This window comes from Serratia sp. 506_PEND (genome assembly GCF_001076875.1).
Taxonomy (GTDB): Bacteria; Pseudomonadota; Gammaproteobacteria; order Enterobacterales; family Enterobacteriaceae; genus Serratia; species Serratia marcescens.
This window is the reverse complement of record NZ_JVEL01000372.1, coordinates 35,393-56,078: the sequence shown is the minus strand read 5'-3', so window position 1 is coordinate 56,078 and position 20,686 is coordinate 35,393. Positions and strand designations below refer to the sequence as shown.

The following is a 20,686-nucleotide window of genomic DNA, read 5'->3' as shown; positions in this document are numbered from 1 at the left end:
CTACTGGATTACCTATCGAGAGAAGATTAGGATTTTCTTTACGCTTTGATAATGATACTTTTTTTATGGACTCGTAGATTCCGGATGGTAGAACACACCCGCAAATTAAACCTTGGGTCGAAAGTTCAAGCGCGAGTTTTTTTTCAAAGGCTGTCCCTCCCAACAAAATACTACACTTCTCGAGAACGCAAAATTCAACAAACTTCCGTATAGCATTTATCTCGCTTAAGTCAGGCTTGCTGCTGCACACAACTGAAAAATCGTATCTAAATTTGTTTTGCTGTTTTGGATAGTAATATACATCCTTCTTGGTGTAGATGCGCAACTTTTCCGGGTATGCGTCCGACGCATATTTAACAACCCCAGCCCCAACCGAACCAAGCAGTTGCTCATAGTCTGGCCCCGAAGCTTTGACATTGCCCGCTTTCACTGAATCGAAAGGCTCAAAGACATATATATGCGCTGGAGAGTTTTTTAGCTTCTCAGCAATCATAGATCGGACCCTGTCCCAGTCCAAACCACCATGACCACAGCCTAGGGCCGGAAGAGTTACTACTTTTCCACTCTTATCTTCAAGATACTTAGAAAGCCATTCCAACCCATCATCAATATAATGATACTCAGATGGATTCTTCCAATGATTTTTTGTTGGAAAATTTATGATCTCGATGTCTTTCGAGATCATATCCTTTTGCAACCAAACGGAAGGCAGGCCGGGGCGAATAATGCCCGAACGACACTTTTCAGCATAGTCATCGAACATTTCAGGAAATCTTTTCTTAAATGCGAGCGCCACACCTGCACCCATCACACCAACACAGTTGACTGTATTGATCATGATATCCGCATCAAAATCGAAAAAATCTCCGGAAACAAACTCTATCATTAAATATTACCTTGCAATTTTTGAAGAGCCTCAACTCTGAGGGCATCGATTCCAGCAGAGACTTGCATCAACCAAATTTGATTTAACGCACCAATATCAGCCTTGCTCAAAGCCACCAACATAGTGATATCTTCAGGACAAGTAATTATATCGAACAACTGACTTTTGTCCCGACCTTTAGCAACGATCTCACCCAGTAGGTCATCATACGTCACCAGCATTATAATTTTTCGGACTATATCTGGTGGCAGAATAGGCAGATCCTCAGTCAAAATTCTTTTCAACATAGGCAGGGATTTTTTGGGATGTTCACCATCAGCCTTATTCATAAAACTATTGGGCCAGCGTGTTTTGGGCCCTTTGCCTATATCGTGGAGATAAGCTGCAAGCTCCAAGACTTCACGATGGATAGGGTCCAACTGAATATATTCGGGTGAGTTCAACACCAGACCCGCAACACGTCGAGAATGAGCGCCAACATCTTCACTATGTGGCCCGTAGTTCGCGTCGAGACCATCGATATCTTCTAGCTCTCTGATGGCCGCGAAGTTAGCGCGAATAGCACGCAAGGCGTCACTTAAGGTCTGGAATCTCGGCATCACCTGACGCTGAAATGAGACCACATGAGAAACAGCCTCATCTACAAAACGCTTGAGGAAAAAAGGCCCTGTAACCAAAGAAGCATTCCAATTACCAGGCTCTAGATAATAATGCTCCCCTCCCGCCTCAACAATATTCGGCGGAACAACCCCTTTGTTCTGAAAAATTTGTCTAACACAGTTAGATACGCTGCGATTAAATGTAACTATCTGATTAATTTCAGATAATGGGACATGATCTGGTAACAAAAGCTCTGCCATTTTGCGGTGCTTCTGAGCATCGTCGTCATATCCCCACCGACCGTTATCGATAGTTTGCCAATCTAGTTGGTCGAGCTGATCAGACTGATGATTTCCAGAAAAGAAAGCTGGGGGAACGTCCGTATTTGCAGACGCGTTTGTGTAATAGGCCCCAGCTCTTGTCTCCATGAGCAAAACCGATACGCAAAGGTAAATGATGAACTGCTGATCTACGTTCTTCTTATAGAGCACCGCCTGCTGCATAGGCGTTTTCTTTGCGAAATAGAATGGTACATAATCATGAACACACCGCCCGTTGGCTCCAGGCACCTGCATAAGCGCCCGACGCATCTGTATTCCTTCCTCAGCGACGTTAACGTGCAGAATGCCGCGAGCAATTTTCTGATTGGTCGAAAAAATACCGTGATCAATTATTGATTCGAGATTTTGTATCGATGTGAAATGATATGCATTGCGAGCCCTATGGTGTACAGGAACTGCCATGTTTCCCCCCTTGATTAAACTATTGATAGAACAATACTAAAATCATTGTCCTTGATATTTTTCTGGAATTATTACGAGCTGCCGACGCAGAATATCAATCTCTCCTTGTTCGCCGTCACTCAAAACATTCTCAGCAAGTTCGATCGCGTATTCTGGATCAGAGTCAAACGCCTCCGTCATAACTTCATCGTGGCCTCGATCTCTCTTATCTTGTTTTTTCATTTAAGCCTCGACAATGCTTACCGATTCGCATTTTGGATTGTGCAATCCAAGTCTATACCAAATCACATGATTTGCTTCTCGATCTCCACCACCAAGCGGTACAGGCAATCATTCGTGCTCGGGCTTCAACCACCACAAATCTTGCCCTGAAAGCCTCACGACTCACCTTGACCACAGCCGTCACCCGCCTCATCCGTTCCAACACCGATGAATCGAGGTCGCAGCACTGCGTGCCTCGACATAGGGGTGCTGTCAACCAATGCTTCCGTCGATCCGTGCAACATGCTGCAGAACGAACCTTCGATGCGTTGGCTAGCCACCTATCAATCCAACATCAGGCGCTCGATTGGATGCATCGATACGGCATGACTGTGAAGCTGAACTTTGCTCTGTCTTAGATGACACGTTCAGCAGTCATCTTACGACACGTGACATGATGGAAAGCACCTCGCTCTGCAATTTGTGAAATTCATTCATCATCGCTTCCACATCCATTGGACCTGCGCCTTGTCCGCGCTTCTCCGCGAGCCAAAGTTTCAGCAGCCCGGCCACCCGGCCAGAGTCGCCATTGACCTTGGCCAAGTCGGCAACTGCTAGCCATGATCAACCCATCAGAGGCGGTATGGTATTGGGTGCCGAACATAGCATCAGATTCAAATCGTACCATCTACCATGCCATAAAAACGGAGTGCTTGGCGATGCAAAAATTTGCCAGGCAGTGCCACGCCAAGAATGAAAAAAGCCCGCAATTACGCGGGCTTAGGGCTGTTTTAATGCTCTTGGGTGCCAGTCTATGCCGGACGCGGGATTACTCCCACTCAATCGTCGCCGGCGGCTTGCCGCTGATGTCGTACACCACGCGGGAGATGCCGTCCACTTCGTTGATGATGCGGTTGGAGACGCGGCCGAGGAAGTCATACGGCAGGTGCGCCCAGTGCGCGGTCATGAAGTCGATGGTTTCCACCGCACGCAGGGAGACCACCCAGTCGTATTTGCGGCCGTCGCCCATCACGCCGACCGAACGCACCGGCAGGAACACGGTGAACGCCTGGCTGACTTTGTTGTACAGGTCGGCTTTGTGCAGCTCTTCGATGAAGATGGCGTCGGCGCGGCGCAGCAGATCGCAGTACTCTTTCTTCACTTCGCCCAGCACGCGCACACCCAGACCTGGGCCCGGGAACGGGTGACGGTACAGCATGTCGTACGGCAGGCCCAGCTCCAGGCCGATCTTGCGCACTTCGTCTTTGAACAGCTCTTTCAGCGGCTCGACCAGGCCCAGCTTCATCTCTTTCGGCAGGCCGCCCACGTTGTGGTGCGACTTGATCACGTGCGCTTTGCCGGTGGCGGAAGCGGCGGATTCGATCACGTCCGGATAGATGGTGCCCTGTGCCAGCCATTTCACCTGCTCTTGCTTGCAGGCTTCTTCGTCGAACACTTCAACGAACACGCGGCCGATGATTTTACGCTTGGCTTCCGGTTCGTCCACGCCCGCCAGTGCGGTCAGGAAGCGGTTTTCCGCCTCGACGTGTACGATGTTCAGGCCGAAGTGGTCGCCGAACATTTCCATCACCTGCTTGGCTTCGTTAAGGCGCAGCAGGCCGTTGTCGACAAACACGCAGGTCAGGCGCTTGCCGATCGCGCGGTGCAGCAGCATCGCGGTCACGGAGGAGTCAACGCCGCCGGACAGGCCGAGGATCACGTGGTCTTCACCCACCTGCTCGCGGATGCGCTCGACCGCATCTTCGATAATGGTGGCCGGCGTCCACAGGGCTTCACACTGGCAGATGTCCAGTACGAAGCGCTCCAGCATGCGCTGGCCCTGACGGGTGTGGGTCACTTCCGGGTGGAACTGCACGCCGTAGAAGCGTTTTTCTTCGTTGGCCATAATGGCGAACGGGCAGGTGTCGGTGCTGGCGACGGTCACGAAGTCGGACGGGATCGCGGTCACTTTGTCGCCGTGGCTCATCCACACGTCCAGCAGCGGTTTGCCGGCCGGGCTGATGGCGTCTTCGATGTCGCGCAGCAGCGCGCTCTCGTTGACGATTTCCACCTGCGCGTAGCCGAACTCGCGTTCGTTGGAGCCCTGCACATGGCCGCCCAGCTGCATCGCCATGGTCTGCATGCCGTAGCACACGCCCAGCACCGGCACGCCGGCGTTGAACACGTAGTCAGGGGCGCGCGGGCTGCCGGCTTCGGTGGTGCTTTCCGGGCCGCCGGACAGGATGATGCCGCTTGGGTTGAATTCGCGGATCTGCGCTTCGCTAACGTCCCAGGCCCACAGTTCGCAGTAAACGCCGATTTCGCGCACGCGGCGGGCGACCAGTTGGGTGTATTGCGAACCGAAGTCCAGTATGAGGATGCGATGCTTATGGATATTTTGTGTCATGTGAGGCGAATTCCAGCAACAAGAGAAAAAGAGCGAAAATGTATGTTTTCGGGATGGGGCTTGGCGCCCCACCCCGGCCTCTCACTCAGGAGAGGTTAAGGCATCAGCCCATGCGGTAGTTCGGCGACTCTTTGGTGATGGTCACGTCGTGCACGTGGCTTTCCTGAATGCCGGCGCCGCTGATGCGCACGAACTCCGCCTTGGTGCGCAGATCGTCGATGGTGGCGCAGCCGGTCAGGCCCATGCAGGAGCGCAAGCCGCCCATCTGCTGGTGCACGATAGCTTTCAGCATGCCTTTATAGGCCACGCGGCCTTCGATACCTTCCGGCACCAGTTTGTCGGCGGCGTTATCGGTTTGGAAGTAACGGTCGGAAGAGCCTTTGGACATCGCGCCCAGCGAGCCCATGCCGCGGTAAGATTTGAACGAACGGCCCTGATACAGCTCGATTTCGCCCGGAGACTCTTCGGTGCCCGCCAGCATGGAGCCGACCATCACGCAAGAGGCGCCCGCGGCGATCGCTTTGGCGATATCGCCGGAGAAGCGGATGCCGCCGTCGGCGATAACCGGGATGCCGGTGCCTTCCAGCGCTTCCACCGCGTCGGCGATGGCGGTGATCTGCGGCACACCCACGCCGGTCACGATACGGGTGGTGCAGATGGAGCCAGGGCCGATACCCACTTTCACCGCGCTCACGCCGGCTTCAGCCAGCGCTTTGGCGCCCGCTGCGGTCGCGACGTTGCCGCCGACGATCTGCAGATCCGGGTATTTGGCGCGGGTTTCGCGGATGCGCTGCAACACGCCTTCGGAGTGGCCGTGCGAGGAGTCGATCAGCAGGACGTCAACGCCCGCCGCCACCAGCGCGTCAACGCGCTCTTCGTTGCCGGCGCCGGCGCCGACCGCCGCGCCCACGCGCAGACGGCCGTGCTCGTCTTTACAGGCGTTCGGCTTACGTTCCGCTTTCTGGAAGTCTTTAACGGTGATCATGCCCAGCAGATGGAAGCTGTCGTCCACCACCAGCGCTTTTTCTACGCGCTTTTCGTGCATCTTCTGCAGCACCACGTCGCGCGCTTCACCTTCTTTCACGGTGACCAGGCGATCTTTCGGCGTCATCACCGCGGTGACCGGCTGGGTCAGATCGGTCACGAAGCGCACGTCGCGGCCGGTGATGATGCCGACCAGCTCGTTGTCTTCGGTAACGACCGGGTAACCGGCGAAGCCGTTGCGCGCGGTCAGCTCTTTCACTTCCTGCAGCGTGGTGGCCGGGGTAACGGTCTGCGGGTCGGTGACTACGCCGCTTTCATGTTTTTTCACGCGGCTGACTTCTTCAGCCTGGCGCTCGATGGACATGTTTTTGTGGATGAAGCCCAGGCCGCCTTCCTGCGCCAGCGCGATGGCCAGGCCGGATTCGGTAACGGTATCCATGGCTGCGGACAGCATAGGGATGTTCAGGCGGATGGTTTTGGTCAGTTGAGTGCCGAGCTCTGCGGTGTTAGGCAGAACCGTGGAGTGGGCTGGAACCAGGAGGACGTCGTCAAACGTCAGAGCTTCTTTAGCGATACGTAGCATGGGCAATATCTCACCAGGGTGGGCTGTGAAAAAGATAAAATATTGCCGCGGCATTATACAGAGCGGAATCGGTTGCCTCCAGCACTTTCTTACAAAAAGTCTTGATTACCTTTTTCAGCCATGTAGTATCGACCAATTAAGTGATTGTTTTGAAATTTGATCTGGGTCACATGTCGCTACCTGTTTCGCCTTCCATTTTTACCGTAAGCCGCCTGAATCAGACGGTTCGCCAACTGCTGGAAAGGGAAATGGGGCAGATTTGGCTCTCCGCCGAGATCTCCAACCTCTCCCAGCCCGCCTCCGGCCACTGGTATTTCACGCTGAAAGACGACCGCGCCCAGGTGCGCTGCGCGATGTTCCGCAACAGCAACCGCCGCGTCACCTTCCGGCCGCAAAACGGCCAGCAGGTCTTGGTGCGCGCCAGCATCACGCTGTATGAACCGCGCGGCGACTACCAGCTGATCGCCGAGAGCATGCAGCCCGCCGGCGACGGCCTGCTGCAGCAACAGTTCGAGCAGTTGAAACAGCGCCTGAGCGCCGAAGGGCTGTTCGATCAGCAGTTCAAGCAGCCGCTGCCCGCACCGGCCAAACGCGTCGGGGTGATCACCTCCGCCAGCGGCGCGGCGCTGCACGATATCCTGCAGGTGTTGCAGCGGCGCGATCCGTCGCTGCCGATCGTCATCTACCCCACCTCGGTGCAGGGCGCGGAAGCGCCGATGCAGATCGTGCGCGCCATTGAGACCGCCAACCGCCGCGATGAATGCGACGTGCTGATCGTCGGCCGCGGCGGCGGTTCGCTAGAGGATCTGTGGAGCTTCAACGACGAACGCGTGGCGCGGGCGATCTTCGCCAGCCGCATTCCGATCGTCAGCGCCGTCGGCCATGAAACCGACGTCACCATCGCCGACTTCGTCGCCGACCTGCGGGCGCCGACCCCTTCCGCCGCCGCCGAACTGGTGAGCCGCAATCAGCTCGAGCTGTTGCGCCAGCTGCAGTCGCAGCAGCAGCGGCTGGAGATGGCGATGGATTACTACCTGGCGCAGCGTCAGCAGCAGTTCACCCGCATTCATCACCGTTTACAGCAGCAGCATCCGCATCTGCGCCTGGCGCGCCAGCAGACGCTGCTGTTCAAGCTGCAGCGCCGGATGGAAGACGGCATGCAGCAGCAGCTGCGCCTGNCCGCCCGCCGCAGCGAACGCGCCCAGCAGCGGCTGGCGCAGGTGCAGCCGCAGGGCCGCATTCACCGCTACCAGCAGCGCGTGCAGCAGCAGGAATACCGTCTGCAGCAGGCGATGGAGCGGCAGCTCAACGCCTACCGCCAGCGCTTCGGCGTGGCCTGCAGCCAACTGGAAACCGTCAGCCCGTTGGCGACGCTGGCGCGCGGCTACAGCGTGACGCAAACTCCGCGCGGCGAGCTGCTGAAAACCACCAAGCAGGCGCAGGTCGGCGAACTGCTTAAAACCCGCCTGCAGGACGGCTGGGTGGAAAGTGAGGTGAAAACCATCACCGTCGCCAAAAAGCCGCGCAAGAAGCGCGCGGCCGAGTAAGCCTTACTCCAGCGTAAAACGCTCGCTCGGTTCGCCGTTCACCCACAGCGCGCGCGTTTCGCCTTCCGGCAGGCTGAGCGCCAGCGTGCGCCAGGCCGGGCGGAAACGCCCTTCCGTCGTGATATCCAGCATGATGCGCTGAGGGTCGCAGCGCATTTCCCAGCGCAGCCACAGCGCATCGCCCTGCCGCCAGCCTTCGCTTTCACCGTCGTCCTCAAACAACAGCCCGCTGCTTGCGCCGCAGCCCTTGAGCGGAAACAGCCGCAGCTCGCGCCGATCGTCGGCGGCCACGTCCACATGCGCCAGCCGCTGCGACAGCGGCAGCGCCGCCCCGGCGCGCACCAGCAGCGGCAGACGCTCCAGCGGCGCCGCCAGCGTCACCGTCTGGCCGCCGCCGAACCACTGGCCGCTGTAGAAGCAGTACCAGCCTTCGCCGTTGTCCGGCAAATACACCGAACGCCGGCGCTGCCCCGGTTCCACCACGCTGGCCACCAGCAGATCGCGGCCGATCAGAAAATCGTCGTTCTCGCCGAAGGTGCGCGCATCCTGTTCGTGATCGAGGAAGGTCGGGCGCAGCATCGGCTCGTCGTCGGCGCAGGCCTGCCACAGCAGAGTGTAGAAATACGGCAGCAGCCGGTAACGCAGGTTGATCGCCTCACGCACCGCCGGGGTGGCGGCCGGGTACATCCAGGGCTCGTTGACCGTAGCATCGTCGTTCCAGGAGTGGATGGTGAAACGCGGGTGCATCACGCCGTTTTGCACCCAGCGCACCAGCAGCTCCGCGTCCGGTTTGTCGCCGGAGAAGCCGCCGACGTCGTGGCCGAGGTTATACAGCCCGGACAGGCTCATGCCCAGCCCCATGCGGATGTTGTAGCGCAGCGTCTGCCAACTGGTGCGGTTGTCGCCGCTCCAGGTCTGCACATAGCGCTGCATGCCGGCACAGCCGGAGCGCGAGATCAAGTACGGCCGCCGCTGCGGCGCGAAGCGCTGCTGGGCCTCCATCGAGGCGCGCATCATCAGCAATGGCATCACCGGTCGGATATGCTTGATGGCGATCGGCCGCCCAAAGCCGTGGCAGCGCGCTTCGCCGTCCCACACTTCGTATTCGTTGTTGTCGTTCCAGGTCGAATCGATGCCCATCTCCAGCAGCTGCTGCGTGACGCCCTGCTGCCACCAGCGCACCGTCGCCGGATTGGTGAAGTCGAGGTGCGATCCCTCGTCGTCCCAGAAGCTGGAGCGCTCCGGCGCGTCGCTTTGCGAATCGCGGATAAACAGCCCCTGCGCCGCCACCGCCTGATACTGCGGGTGATCCTGCAGCAGGCACGGCTTGATGTTGGCCGCCAGCCTGAGGCCGGCGTCGTGAAACGCCTGGCTGAGCAGCTTGGGCTGCGGCACCTTGTCGTAGTTCCAGTTGAACACGTAGCGCTTGTTGTTGATCGAGGTGTAGCCCGACGACAGCTGGAAAGAGTCGCAGGGAATGGCGTGCTGGCGGCACAGCGCAATGAACTGTTGCAGCTGCTGCTGGGCGTCCGGCGCGTCGGTGTAGTGCATGGTCGAGCCGCTGTAGCCCAGGCTCCACTTCGGCCCGAAGTGGGTGCGGCCGGTCAGGCGCACGAACGCCTTGGTGACGTCCAATACCTTCGGCCCGAGGAACAGGTAGTAATCCAGATCGCCCGCTTCGGCCTGATAGCGGCGATAGGCCGTATGGTAGTTGTCTATCTCGTTGCCCAGATCCAGCCAGCAGCTGCTCAGGTTATCGTAGAACAGGCCAAAGCTCGCCTCCGGCCCACGGGTGATGGTGAACGGAATGTGTTTGTACAGCGGATCGGTGCTGGCCGCGTTGTACCCCATGGCGTCCAGATTGCGCATCTCGAAGCGGCGGCCGGTGCGCTCCAGATCGCCGGTTTTCTCCCCCAGGCCGTAATAGCGCTCATCGGCGAAGCGGCGTTGGTAGTGCGCCACGCCGTCGCCGTGCGCATTGAGCAGGTAGGCGCTGGTTGGCCGATCCGCCGCCAGCGGCCGCCACTCGCCGGCGGCATTGCAATGCTCCCATTCCAACCACAGCGGCTGATGCACCGTCACGCGCAGCAGCGGCGTGCTGACCACCAGCCGACCGCTCTCCTGGCGCAGCTGATAGCCCGGCAGGCTGAAGCCGGCGACGCTGAGCCGTTCGCGCCCTTCCCAAGGCACATCCTCCTGCGGCGCGATGCTCCAGGTGCGATCCAGCGCCAGCTCGCCGTTGCGCTTGATCAACACGCGGAACAAACCGTCTTCCAACACGTACAGACAGAAACGGTGACGTTCATCGACCAGCAGCTCGACATGGTCGGCATGCTGCGCCGCCAGCGTCCAATTTTTCAAGGTTTTCATAAATATCCCACTTAGCTGTGTGAAGGGGTTTTCTTACCGCCGCGCTCGGCGATCAGGGCAATCAGGAACACAGCGCCGATCAGATCGAAGAAGCCCATGGCGATAAACAGCGGGTTGAAGCCAATGGTGTCGGACACCGCGCCGATCAGGAGCGTGAACAGGAAGCTGGCGATCCAGGCGCTGGAGCCGCGCATGCCGTTGACCGTCGCCATCTGGTTTTTATCGAACGACTCCACCACCAGCGCGCTGAGCATGCAGGAGATCACCTGGTGGCCGAAGCCGCCGATCGAGATCAGCGCGATCGCCACATAGGGATTTTGGGTGATCGCGACGAACGCCAGCGACACCATCAGGAAAGCGCCGGTCACCGAGCTGGCGACCACGGAGTTGACGCGGCTGCAGCCGAACCATTTGCGATACAGGGTGGTGAGATAGCCGCTGGCGACGCTGCCGATATCCGCCGCCAGGAACGGCAGCCAGGCGAACATCGCGATCTGTTTCAGATCCATGCCGCGTTCGGTGGCCAGGTACAGCGGCACCCAGAAACTGAATACCGCCCAGGCCGGCTCGGCGAGAAAGGCCGGGATGGCGATGCCGTAAAACTTCTTGTTCTGGCACAGGCTGGCCAGCGAAGTGAAGAACGGCAGCTTCGGCAACACCGGCTCGTTGTCTTCGCGGATCAGATCCAGCTCCTGCTGGCTAAGGTTCGGGTGCTGCTGCGGCGAGTGGTAGAACAGCCACCACAGCACTACCCAGATCAGCGCCAACCCGCCGGAGAACAGGAACGCCCCCTGCCAGCCGAAGGAGACGTGAGCGATGACAATGATCGGCGGCGCCAGCATGGCGCCGATGGAGAAACCGACGCCCGCCCAGCCGGCGGCGATCGGCCGCTCCTTTTTCGGGAACCAGTCGGAGATCGCCTTGGCGTTGGCCGGGGTGGCCGCCGCCTCCGCGCCCCCCATGAAGAAGCGCAGAATGGCCAATTGCAGCCAGCTGCCGGCGCCGGCGTGCAGCATGCATACCACCGCCCAAATGCCGGCGCAGATCAGAAAGCCCATCTTCAGGCCGATAACGTCGATCAGCCAGCCGCAGATCGGCTGGAACACCGTGTAGGCCAGCTGGAACGACGCCACTACCCAGGCATATTGCTCGGTGCTCATGTTCAGGCTGGATTTCAGCTCCGGCGCCAGAATGCCCAGCGAGTTGCGGGTGATGTAGTTGACCGTCACGCCCAGCAAGAACAGCGCCAGCATCCACCAGCGCAGCGATTTGAACTTGCGCCGGCCGCTCTGCGCGACCGCCTGATTGATCTCCACACTCATCGGTTCTCTCCCCGCGGCCGCCGGTTACGGCGACGCGCGTTTTGGTAGGGTACGTTGTGCTATCAAACACGGGACGGTGAAAACGGATCGGCGCCGTATCATTTGCCGACAGACAATCACAACCCCATGATTTATTTTTTGTTTTCTTTTTCGCACACCGTTAAAATTGGACTGACAGGTCGTTAAAATTGGTGTACCAATGCAGACTACTCAGCGATAGCGCACAGCGAAACGGGGTTTTTTGCAAAGATTTTCACTGGCGGGTGAAAAAATAGCCATAATGACCGTTAAATCCGGTCAAGACGCTGAAAATGCGCAGTGAAAATATTCTCATGGACGAATTTGAAGGAGATCACAAAATGAACGGAAAGCTGAAAATCCAGGAGATCGCCCGCCAAACCGGGCTGTCGATCAGCACCGTTTCCCGCGTGCTGGCCGGCAAGGCCAACACCAGCGCCGAGGCGCGCCGCAAGGTGTTGGACTGTGCGCAACAAAATGGCATTCTGCAGGGCATTTCCAGCGGCCGGCTGATGCTGAACAACGTGATGGTGTTCGCGCCGCAACGCGCGTTCGACGTGCGCACCGACATCTTCTACTACAAGGTCATTCAGGGCATTGCCGCCGCGCTGATGGAGCACGAGGTGCGCATCCGCTACTGCGGGCTGGAAGAGCAACACAGCGACGGCGCGCTGTTTCTGGAAAAGATGAGCGATCCGCACACCGAAGCGGCGCTGATCATCGGCATCGACGACGAGCATATCCACACCCTGGCCGCCGATCTGCACAAGCCCTGCGTGCTGATCAACTGCAGCGATCGGCAGATGCGGCTGGACAGCGTCTCGCCGGATCATCAGCTGATCGGCGATTACTCCGCCAGCTACCTGTTCCAGCAAGGGCACAGCCATATTCTCAACCTGCAGTGTCTGCGCCGCCACACCATGGAGCTGCGGCTGGCGGGCATCCGGCAGGCCTACGCCCGGCATCATCTGCCGTTCGACGACGGCCGCCATCTGATCACCACCTCCGGCTTCGGCGGCGAAGAGGCCGAGCAGGCGCTGACCACCTATCTCAACGGCATCCACGGTCACGCCCCGCTGCCAACGGCGATCCTGGCCGGCGGCGACTACATGGCGGTCGGGGCGGTCAAGGCGCTCAACAAGCGGGGCCTGAACGTGCCGGGCGACGTGTCGGTGATGAGCACCGACGGCTTCAACCTGGCGGAAATCCATGACGTGCCGCTGACCTCGGTGCAGGTGCCGCGCGACGAACTGGGTTACGAAGCGATCCAACTGCTGCAGAGGCGCATGCTGCGCGCCGACGCGCCGCCGTGCAATCTGCTGCTGCACGGCCGGCTGGCGGTGCGCGCCTCGGTGCGGCGCATCAGCCCGCACAAGACCGCGCCGGCGGTGAGCACGCATGACCACAGGCTTTATGACGAGTAGGCTACACTTAGGCACAGTGCATTCATTCGATGAGGTAAAATTTTTTGCCTAAGGAGAGCCACTATGCCAGCCCAGCGCATGCGTTCCGTCATTCCTCCCTACATGCTGCGCCGCATCATTGAACACGGCAACGCCCCGCAGCGCGACTGCGCGCTGCACACCCTGAACCACGTGCAAAGCCTGCTCGGCAACAAGCCGCTGCGTTCGCCGACCGAGAAAAACGCCCGAGCCGGCGAAGCGCTCCGCGATATCTACGACGCCCAGAACGGCACCCAACTGCCTGGCAAACCGGTGCGCAAAGAGGGCCAGCCCAGCAACCACGATGTGGCGGTGGACGAAGCCTACGACTACCTCGGCGTCACCTACGATTTCTTCTGGCAGGCCTACCGCCGCAACTCACTGGATAACCAGGGGCTGCCGCTGGTCGGCAGCGTACACTACGGCAAGGAGTACCAGAATGCCTTCTGGAACGGCCAACAAATGGTGTTCGGCGACGGCGACGGCGAGATTTTCAACCGTTTCACCATCGCCATCGACGTGGTCGGCCACGAGCTGGCGCACGGCGTGACCGAGAGTGAAGCCGGGCTGATCTACTACCAGCAGTCCGGGGCGCTCAATGAGTCGCTGTCCGACGTATTCGGCTCGTTGGTCAAGCAGTTCCACCTGCAGCAAACCGCCGATAAAGCCGACTGGCTGATCGGCGCCGGGCTGCTCGCCAAGGGCATTAAAGGCAAAGGGCTGCGCTCGATGTCGGCCCCCGGCACCGCCTACGATGACCCGCTGCTGGGCAAAGATCCGCAGCCCGCCAGCATGAAGGATTACATCCAGACCAAGGAAGACAACGGCGGCGTGCACCTCAACTCCGGCATTCCCAACCGCGCCTTCTACCTGGCGGCGACGGCGCTCGGCGGCTTCGCCTGGGAGAAAGCCGGCTACGTCTGGTATGACACGGTGTGCGACAAAGCGCTGCCGCAAAATGCCGACTTCGCCACCTTCGCCCGCGCCACGGTGAAACATGCGCAAGCGCGTTTCGACCAGAGCGTGGCGGACAAGGTGCAGCAAGCCTGGCATCAGGTGGGGGTGGAATAATGAAACCGCTGCCGACGCTCAATCAGGATACGGTCATTGAGCTGGCGCGCGAGGGAGGCTTCGCCTACATTCCCAAACTGGCGGGCCAGCGCCGCATCGCGCTGGCCGATATCACGCCGGAACAGCGGCAGCGCCTGAATCAGTTGCTGAACCAGACGCTGCCCTATGCGCAGGAAGAAGGCCAGCCCAACTCCCCCGGCTGCGGTGACCAGCGCTACTACCGCGTACAGATCAACTACACCAGCCCCACCCTGAGCACCGAGATCGTGCTGTTAATCCCGGAAAGCAGCGCGCCGCAAGCGCTGGTGGATCTGTGGAAAACCGGCCAGGTGGATGAGTGAGGGCTTACAGCGGCTGATAGCTGAAATTCACCCGTTTTTTGGAGATCAGCCCGTGCCCGTTCTGGCACAGGTAATCCACCGCCCCGCAGGCCTTCAACTCTTGCAGCGGCTGCCCGCACTCCGGGCAGCTCGCCTGCTGCCGATAATCACGCTGACAGGCGGCACAATGGTAGTGACCCGCTACCCAATTCATGGTCTGACGACAGTGCGGACAATGCGCATCCATAACGGCTCCCAGGTTAAATCGCGCCCCATGAGCGCAAGAAATAGATCCCCAACGCGGTGGTGAAGAACGACCCGACGGTGGTGATAGCGATAATGTTAGCCGCCAGCGTGGCGTTGCCGCCCATGGCGCGCGTCATCACATAGCTGCCCGAAGCGGTCGGCGTGGCGGAAAACAGGAAGATGATGCCCAACGCCGCGCCGTGAAACCCGCACAGCCAGCCGGCCAGCGTCATCAGGAACGGCACCAGAAACAGCTTGGCCGCCGACGACAGCGCCGCCACGTTGGACGAGCGGAACATGGCGCGGAAATCCAGGCTGGCGCCGGTGCACAGCAGCGCCAACGGCAGCGACAGCGCGGAGATATAGCTGCCGGTCTGGCGGATCACGGTCGGGATGCCCAGCCCGGTTTGCGCATACAGCAGCCCGCACACCAGGCCGATGATCAGCGGATTGGTGACGATGCTGCGCAGCAGCGACAGGTGGCTGATTTTCTTGCCCTGCCCGCCCTGCAGGCTGCGCGTGAGGGTGATGACCGACAGTATGTTGAACAGGATCACCGTCACGGTCAGGTACAGCGAGGCGAGCGCAATGCCTTCGCTGCCGTAGGCGGTCATGGCGTAGGCCAGACCGACGATGGCGGTGTTGGCGCGAAAGCCGCCCTGTACGAACACCCCGCGCTCACGCGGTTCTTTCACCAGCCACTTGGCCGCCAGCTCCAAGAGCAGGAAGGTCGCCAGCGTGCCGACTGCGCCGAACAGCACCAGCGGCAGATTGCCAAGCAGCTGCGGATGGTTGGTGGCGATGCTGAAAAACAGCAGGCACGGCAGCGCCAGATTGAACACCAGGCGGGTCGCGCCGTCGACGAAGCGGTCATCCATCAGGCGCCAATGGCGCAGCAGGATCCCCAGCAGCATCATCAGCAAATTCGGCACGGTGACGTTAAACGCAAAACTCCAGGTTTCCCAGGACATGGTGTTCCTTCAGGCAGGCGAGGTAATCCTCAGATAATAAAACGATTTCGGGCCAATAAAAAAGGGCGCGGCATCACTGCCGCGCCCCTCATGAGCGATTACTTGCTCTTTTTCAGGTGGCTCATCAGGCGCTTGCGCTTACGCATCTGGGTTGGCGTCAGCAGATTGCGTTTACCGGCGAACGGGTTGTCACCCTCTTTGAACTGGATGCGGATCGGCGTCCCCATCACGTTCAGCGAGCGGCGGAAGTAGTTCATCAGGTAGCGCTTGTACGAATCGGACAGATCGCTGACCTGGTTGCCGTGGATCACCACGATCGGCGGGTTGTAACCGCCGGCGTGGGCGTATTTCAGCTTCACGCGGCGGCCGCGCACCAACGGCGGCTGGTGATCGTCCACCGCCATCTGCATGATTTTGGTCAGCATCGAGGTGTTTACGCGGCGGGTTGCGCACTCGTAGGCTTCCTGTACCGATTCGAACAGGTTGCCGACGCCGCTGCCGTGCAGGGCGGAAATGAAGTGCACGCGCGCGAAGTCGACGAAGCCCAGACGCAGATCGAGCATTTCTTTCACATGCTCGCGATCTTCTTCACTCATGCCGTCCCATTTGTTGACCGCAATCACCAGTGAGCGCCCACTATTGAGGATAAAGCCGAGCAGCGAGAGATCCTGATCGGAGATGCCTTCACGCGCGTCGATCACCAGCAGCACCACGTTGGCGTCTTCAATCGCCTGCAGGGTCTTGATCACCGAGAACTTCTCGACGGTTTCGGTCACCTTGCCGCGTTTGCGCACCCCGGCGGTGTCGATCAGCACGTATTCGCGTTCGTCGCGCACCATTGGAATGTAGATGCTGTCGCGGGTGGTGCCCGGCATGTCATACACCACCACGCGTTCCTCGCCCAGGATGCGGTTAGTGAGCGTAGACTTACCGACGTTCGGGCGGCCGACGATCGCCAGCTTGATCGGCAGATCCTGCGGGTTGAACGCTTCTTCCGGCTCTTCGTCTTCTTCGCCTTCCAGCGTTTCACCGTTTTGCTCAGCCCAGTAAGCGGCGTTGGCCTCTTCCTCGGTCAGCTCGACGTCTTCCGGTTTTTCCGGCACGAACGGCACCAGCACGTGTTCGATCAGTTGGGTCACGCCGCGGCCGTGGGAAGCGGCGATAGCGAACACTTCCCCCAGGCCGAGCGAGTAGAAATCAGCGGTGGCGGTGTCCGGATCCAGGCCGTCGGTCTTGTTGGCCACCAGGAAGGTCGCCTTCTGGCGGCTGCGCAGGTGCTGGGCGATGCCCTGATCCGCCGGCATCAGGCCGGCGCGGGCGTCGACCATGAACAGCACGATGTCCGCTTCTTCGATCGCCAGCAGCGACTGGCCGGCCATGCGCGTTTCGACGCCGTCTTCGGTGCCGTCGATGCCGCCGGTATCGACGATGATGAATTCATTGCCTTCGATTTCAGCACGACCATACTTGCGGTCACGCGTCAGCCCCGGGAAATCCGCCACCAGCGCATCACGCGTATGGGTTAAACGGTTGAACAAGGTGGATTTACCCACATTCGGGCGCCCGACCAGCGCGACGACAGGTATCATTGTTGAAGCCTCATTACTTAATAATCAATGCGTTACTGCACTGTGGATAGACACCAGCGGTGCAGCTTATAAAATACGAAACGGCCCCTGAACATTCAGGAGCCGTTTTCCCCTTCATCTTTCGCGCCACAGCGGCGTTGTCTGCGCACCTTCGCCTCGGTCACTTAGCTCACTTAGCTCACTAAGCTCCCGAGGACTCATGCGCTTGCCGCCTGGCTGCAACCCGAAATCTTTCGGGCGCAAGAAGGATCACGACGAGCGGCGTTAGCGGGTGAAAGCGTAAACTTTCCCGCCGCGAGCCTGGATGATCAGCTTGTCGCTGGCCACCATCGGCGCAGACAGGAAGCCGGAGCTGTCCACTTCCTGCTGGGCGACAAAACGGCCATCGGTGGTGTTGATCCAGTGCAGATAGCCTTCGGCGTCACCGGTCACCAGATAACCATTATACATCACCGGCGGCGTCAGGTTACGGTGCAGCAGATCGCTCTGCGTCCACACGGTCACGCCGCCTTCGGTGCTGAGCGCCACCACGCGATCGTTCTGGTCGATCAGGTAGATGCGGCCCGCGTCGACGATGAAATCATTCACCGAACCCAGTTCGCGTTTCCAGATGATCTGGCCGGAACGCAGATCCAGCGCCGTCAGGTTGCCGTTGTAACCCAGCGCGTAGACCACGCCGTCAACGATCACCGGCGTGGTGTCCACGTCGTTCAGGCGATCGATTTCGGTCGCGCCGCTCGGCTGAGAAATGCGCTGTTGCCAGATAATCTGGCCCTGCTGCATCAGCACGGCGCTGACGCGGCCGTTGTCACCGCCGACGATGGCGGCGCCAAAGGCGACGGCCGGCGCGGATTCACCGCGCAGCGACAGCGAAGGCATGTCCAGGTTAACTGTCCACTTCACCGCGCCGTCGGCTTCATTCAGCGCCTGCAGCATGCCGTTGGAGGTGTGCACCAACACCATGCCGTCGCTGACAACCGGACGGGAGATCGCTTCGCCGGCCACTTTGGTCTGCCAGGCGATGGCGCCATCGGCGGTGTTCAATGCGTAAACCACCGCTTTTTCGCTGCCGACGTAAACCTTGTCGCCCGCGACCGTCAGGCCGCCCGACAGCAGCGCAGACAGGTTGCTGGAGAAGAAGCCGGTCTTCTCGGAGAGATTGACCTTCCACTTCTCGTTGCCGCTGTCGGCGTCCATCGCTTTCACGATGCCGAAGCGATCGGCGGCGTAAATGGTGCTGTCCTGATAGGCCGGACGCAGGTGGGAGTAATACTCACCGATGCCGTCGCCCACCGAGGTGCTCCACGCCTTGCTCGGCGTAAACTGATTTTCAACTTTCGGCAACGGCGACATGGTAACCACGTCTTCTTCGCTGTTAAACAGCGAGCAACCACTCAGCAAGGCAGCGGAAACCAGTCCGACCAAGAGTGTTTTACGCAATTGCATGGGAATTCCCCTTAGCTGGACAAGTTATTCAATTTCATGCGCAGCAGAACCTGCAGCGCCTGAGAAGCATTGGACTCAATGCCTTTGCTGTAAGCTTCGCGCGCGCCCTTGGCGTCGCCCTTGGCCAGCAATACATCGCCGCGCACATCCTGCATCATCGCCGCCCAGCCTTCGCCTTTCACGCCATCCAGCGTTTTCAGCGCTTCATCCAGCTTTTTCTCCTGCAGCTGGACGCGAGCCAGACGCAGGTCGATCATCGCCAACAGGTTGTCGTCTTTGGTCTGGCCCTGCGCCAGCGCCAGCTGCTGTTCCGCCTTGGCGAAATCATTCTGTTCGACAAAGTGCTTGGCCAACTGCAGCGCGGCCAGTACGCCGTAGCTGTTGCCGTTGGCCTGGACAAATTTCTCCGCGGCAGCCACGTCATCCGGCTTGCCGGCCGCCAGACGATCGCTGGCTTCCTGATAGGATTGCGATGCCGCCATCATGTTGGAGTTTTCATGGCTCTGCCAGTAACGCCAGCCAACCAGGGCACCAATTCCGAGCACCACGCCCACCGCCAGCGCTTTGCCGTTCTCGGCAAAGAACCGACGCAGTGCGTCGACTTGTTCGTTTTCAGTGGTATAGACTTCCACGGTGTCCTTCTCCTTAACCTAACATCAAAGCCAGACGCGCAGCGACTTCGCTTTGCGCCAGCGTTTCTTGTTCACCACTGCGCAGGTCTTTCACCACCACCTGCTGCGCCGCCACTTCGCTCTCACCCAGGATCAGCGCGATGCGCGCGCCCCATTTGTCCGCACGGGTGATCTGCTTCTTGAAGTTGCCGCCGCCGTAATTGGTCATCAGCTTCAGCTGCGGCGCCTCGTCGCGCACCTGTTCAGCCAGCCGCATCGCCGCGCTCTGGGTGCCCGCGCCGGAAGAGATGACGTACACGTCGATAGCCGACGGCGCCTTGAATTCCGGGTTGACCGCCTGTACCAGCAGCACCAGACGCTCAAGGCCCATGGCGAAACCGACCGCCGGGGTGGCACGGCCGCCCAGTTGCTCGACCAGGCCGTCGTAACGGCCGCCCGCGCAGACGGTGCCCTGCGCGCCCAGGCTGGTGGTCACCCACTCAAACACGGTGCGGTTGTAGTAATCCAGACCGCGCACCAGGCGCTCGTTAACGGTATATGGGATACCTGCCTGCGCCAAAAGTTCACACAGACCGGCGAAGTGAGCACGGGATTCTTCATCCAGGTACTCGGACAGGCGCGGCGCGTCGTTCAGCAGCGCCTGCACCTCAGGATTTTTGGAGTCCAGCACGCGCAGCGGGTTGCTGTACATGCGGCGTTTGCAGTCTTCGTCCAGCACCTCGACGTGCTGCTCCAGGAACGCCACCAGCGCGTCGCGGTAGTTGGCGCGCGCCTCCAGCGAACCGATGGAGTTCAGCTCCAGCTTGACGTGCTCGGCGATGCCCAGCGCTTTCCACCAGCGGGCGGTCAGCAGGATCAGCTCGGCGTCGATATCCGGGCCTTGCAGGCCGAACACTTCCGCGCCCAGCTGATGGAACTGGCGATAGCGGCCCTTTTGCGGGCGCTCGTAGCGGAACATCGGGCCGATGTACCACAGACGCTGTTCCTGATTGTACAGCAGACCATGTTCGATGCCGGCGCGCACGCAGCCGGCCGTCCCTTCCGGACGCAGCGTCAGGCTTTCGCCGTTGCGGTCTTCGAAGGTATACATCTCTTTTTCCACGACGTCGGTCACTTCGCCGATCGCGCGTTTGAATAACGGGGTCTGCTCTACAATCGGCAACCGGATTTCGCTGTAACCGTAGCCGCCCAGCACCTGCTTGAGGGTGCCTTCAATACGCTGCCATAATGCCGTTTCTTCCGGCAGGTAGTCGTTCATGCCGCGGATGGCTTGAATGTTCTTTGCCACGTGAGTTCTCTGTCCGTTGT

General features: G+C 59.6%; 17 protein-coding genes and 1 pseudogene. 4 read left to right on the top strand and 14 right to left on the bottom strand.

Annotation, left to right across the window (positions count from 1 at the left end):
- From ADK28_RS12660 to guaB, 6 genes and pseudogenes are all read right to left on the bottom strand, one after another.
- Nucleotides 1–886: macro domain-containing protein (locus ADK28_RS12660; protein ID WP_048795801.1), on the bottom strand; the 886-nt coding region annotated here is incomplete at its 3' end.
- On the bottom strand, nucleotides 886–2,229 hold the full coding sequence (locus tag ADK28_RS12655; protein WP_048795800.1) for a DarT ssDNA thymidine ADP-ribosyltransferase family protein: 1,344 nt from the start codon (nucleotides 2,227–2,229) through the stop codon (nucleotides 886–888). The genes ADK28_RS12655 and ADK28_RS12660, both read right to left, overlap by 1 nt.
- Nucleotides 2,230–2,271: 42 nt before the next feature.
- Complete coding sequence (locus ADK28_RS31555; protein WP_152929695.1) at nucleotides 2,272–2,451, bottom strand: hypothetical protein; 180 nt, start codon at nucleotides 2,449–2,451, stop codon at nucleotides 2,272–2,274.
- Nucleotides 2,452–2,865: 414 nt separating this feature from the next.
- Nucleotides 2,866–3,045 (bottom strand): annotated as a pseudogene (locus ADK28_RS12645) (CopG family transcriptional regulator); the annotation flags it as partial.
- Nucleotides 3,046–3,259: 214 nt separating this feature from the next.
- On the bottom strand, nucleotides 3,260–4,837 hold the full coding sequence (gene guaA / locus ADK28_RS12640; RefSeq protein ID WP_015378768.1) for a glutamine-hydrolyzing GMP synthase: 1,578 nt from the start codon (nucleotides 4,835–4,837) through the stop codon (nucleotides 3,260–3,262).
- A 103-nt stretch (nucleotides 4,838–4,940) separates the two neighbouring features.
- On the bottom strand, nucleotides 4,941–6,404 hold the full coding sequence (gene guaB, locus ADK28_RS12635) for an IMP dehydrogenase (RefSeq protein ID WP_004941460.1): 1,464 nt from the start codon (nucleotides 6,402–6,404) through the stop codon (nucleotides 4,941–4,943).
- A gap of 170 nt (nucleotides 6,405–6,574) precedes the next feature.
- Between guaB and xseA the strand changes: the two genes are divergently transcribed.
- Nucleotides 6,575–7,951 (top strand): exodeoxyribonuclease VII large subunit, encoded by a 1,377-nt coding sequence (xseA, locus tag ADK28_RS12630; protein WP_048795802.1) that lies wholly within the window; start codon nucleotides 6,575–6,577, stop codon nucleotides 7,949–7,951.
- Between the two features lie 3 nt (nucleotides 7,952–7,954).
- Here xseA and ADK28_RS12625 read toward each other — a convergent pair whose 3' ends face one another.
- A complete protein-coding gene (locus ADK28_RS12625; RefSeq protein ID WP_048795798.1) occupies nucleotides 7,955–10,321 on the bottom strand; it encodes a TIM-barrel domain-containing protein in 2,367 nt (788 codons plus the stop codon).
- 11 nt (nucleotides 10,322–10,332) lie between these two features.
- Nucleotides 10,333–11,643: an MFS transporter gene (locus ADK28_RS12620; protein WP_048795797.1), complete on the bottom strand. Its 1,311-nt coding sequence runs from the start codon at nucleotides 11,641–11,643 to the stop codon at nucleotides 10,333–10,335.
- Between the two features lie 359 nt (nucleotides 11,644–12,002).
- On the opposite strand from ADK28_RS12620, the gene ADK28_RS12615 reads away from it, so the two are divergent.
- The 3 genes from ADK28_RS12615 to ADK28_RS12605 all read left to right on the top strand — a co-directional run bounded on the left by ADK28_RS12615 (nucleotide 12,003) and on the right by ADK28_RS12605 (nucleotide 14,515).
- The gene (locus ADK28_RS12615; RefSeq protein WP_033639625.1) at nucleotides 12,003–13,085 is read left to right on the top strand and encodes a LacI family DNA-binding transcriptional regulator; all 1,083 of its coding nucleotides are present in this window, start codon (nucleotides 12,003–12,005) and stop codon (nucleotides 13,083–13,085) included.
- A gap of 63 nt (nucleotides 13,086–13,148) precedes the next feature.
- Nucleotides 13,149–14,174 (top strand): M4 family metallopeptidase, encoded by a 1,026-nt coding sequence (locus tag ADK28_RS12610; RefSeq protein ID WP_033639624.1) that lies wholly within the window; start codon nucleotides 13,149–13,151, stop codon nucleotides 14,172–14,174.
- Nucleotides 14,174–14,515, top strand: coding sequence for a protealysin inhibitor emfourin (locus tag ADK28_RS12605; RefSeq protein WP_016929750.1), 342 nt, complete (start codon nucleotides 14,174–14,176; stop codon nucleotides 14,513–14,515). The genes ADK28_RS12610 and ADK28_RS12605 overlap by 1 nt, the downstream gene beginning before the upstream one ends.
- 4 nt (nucleotides 14,516–14,519) lie before the next feature.
- On the opposite strand, the gene ADK28_RS12600 is transcribed toward ADK28_RS12605, so the two are convergent.
- The 6 genes from ADK28_RS12600 to hisS form a co-directional block, all read right to left on the bottom strand.
- The gene (locus tag ADK28_RS12600; protein ID WP_028127372.1) at nucleotides 14,520–14,741 is read right to left on the bottom strand and encodes a zinc ribbon domain-containing protein; all 222 of its coding nucleotides are present in this window, start codon (nucleotides 14,739–14,741) and stop codon (nucleotides 14,520–14,522) included.
- A gap of 13 nt (nucleotides 14,742–14,754) precedes the next feature.
- Complete coding sequence (locus tag ADK28_RS12595) at nucleotides 14,755–15,711, bottom strand: AEC family transporter (RefSeq protein ID WP_048795796.1); 957 nt, start codon at nucleotides 15,709–15,711, stop codon at nucleotides 14,755–14,757.
- A 98-nt stretch (nucleotides 15,712–15,809) separates the two neighbouring features.
- A complete protein-coding gene (gene der, locus ADK28_RS12590) occupies nucleotides 15,810–17,300 on the bottom strand; it encodes a ribosome biogenesis GTPase Der (protein WP_015378774.1) in 1,491 nt (496 codons plus the stop codon).
- 264 nt (nucleotides 17,301–17,564) lie between these two features.
- Entirely contained in the window at nucleotides 17,565–18,746 is a 1,182-nt protein-coding gene (bamB, locus tag ADK28_RS12585) for an outer membrane protein assembly factor BamB (RefSeq protein ID WP_004941440.1), read from the bottom strand.
- A gap of 11 nt (nucleotides 18,747–18,757) precedes the next feature.
- Nucleotides 18,758–19,378, bottom strand: coding sequence for a YfgM family protein (locus tag ADK28_RS12580; RefSeq protein WP_033635592.1), 621 nt, complete (start codon nucleotides 19,376–19,378; stop codon nucleotides 18,758–18,760).
- A 13-nt stretch (nucleotides 19,379–19,391) separates the two neighbouring features.
- Nucleotides 19,392–20,666 (bottom strand): histidine--tRNA ligase, encoded by a 1,275-nt coding sequence (gene hisS / locus ADK28_RS12575; RefSeq protein ID WP_033639622.1) that lies wholly within the window; start codon nucleotides 20,664–20,666, stop codon nucleotides 19,392–19,394.
- Nucleotides 20,667–20,686: the final 20 nt, after the last annotated feature.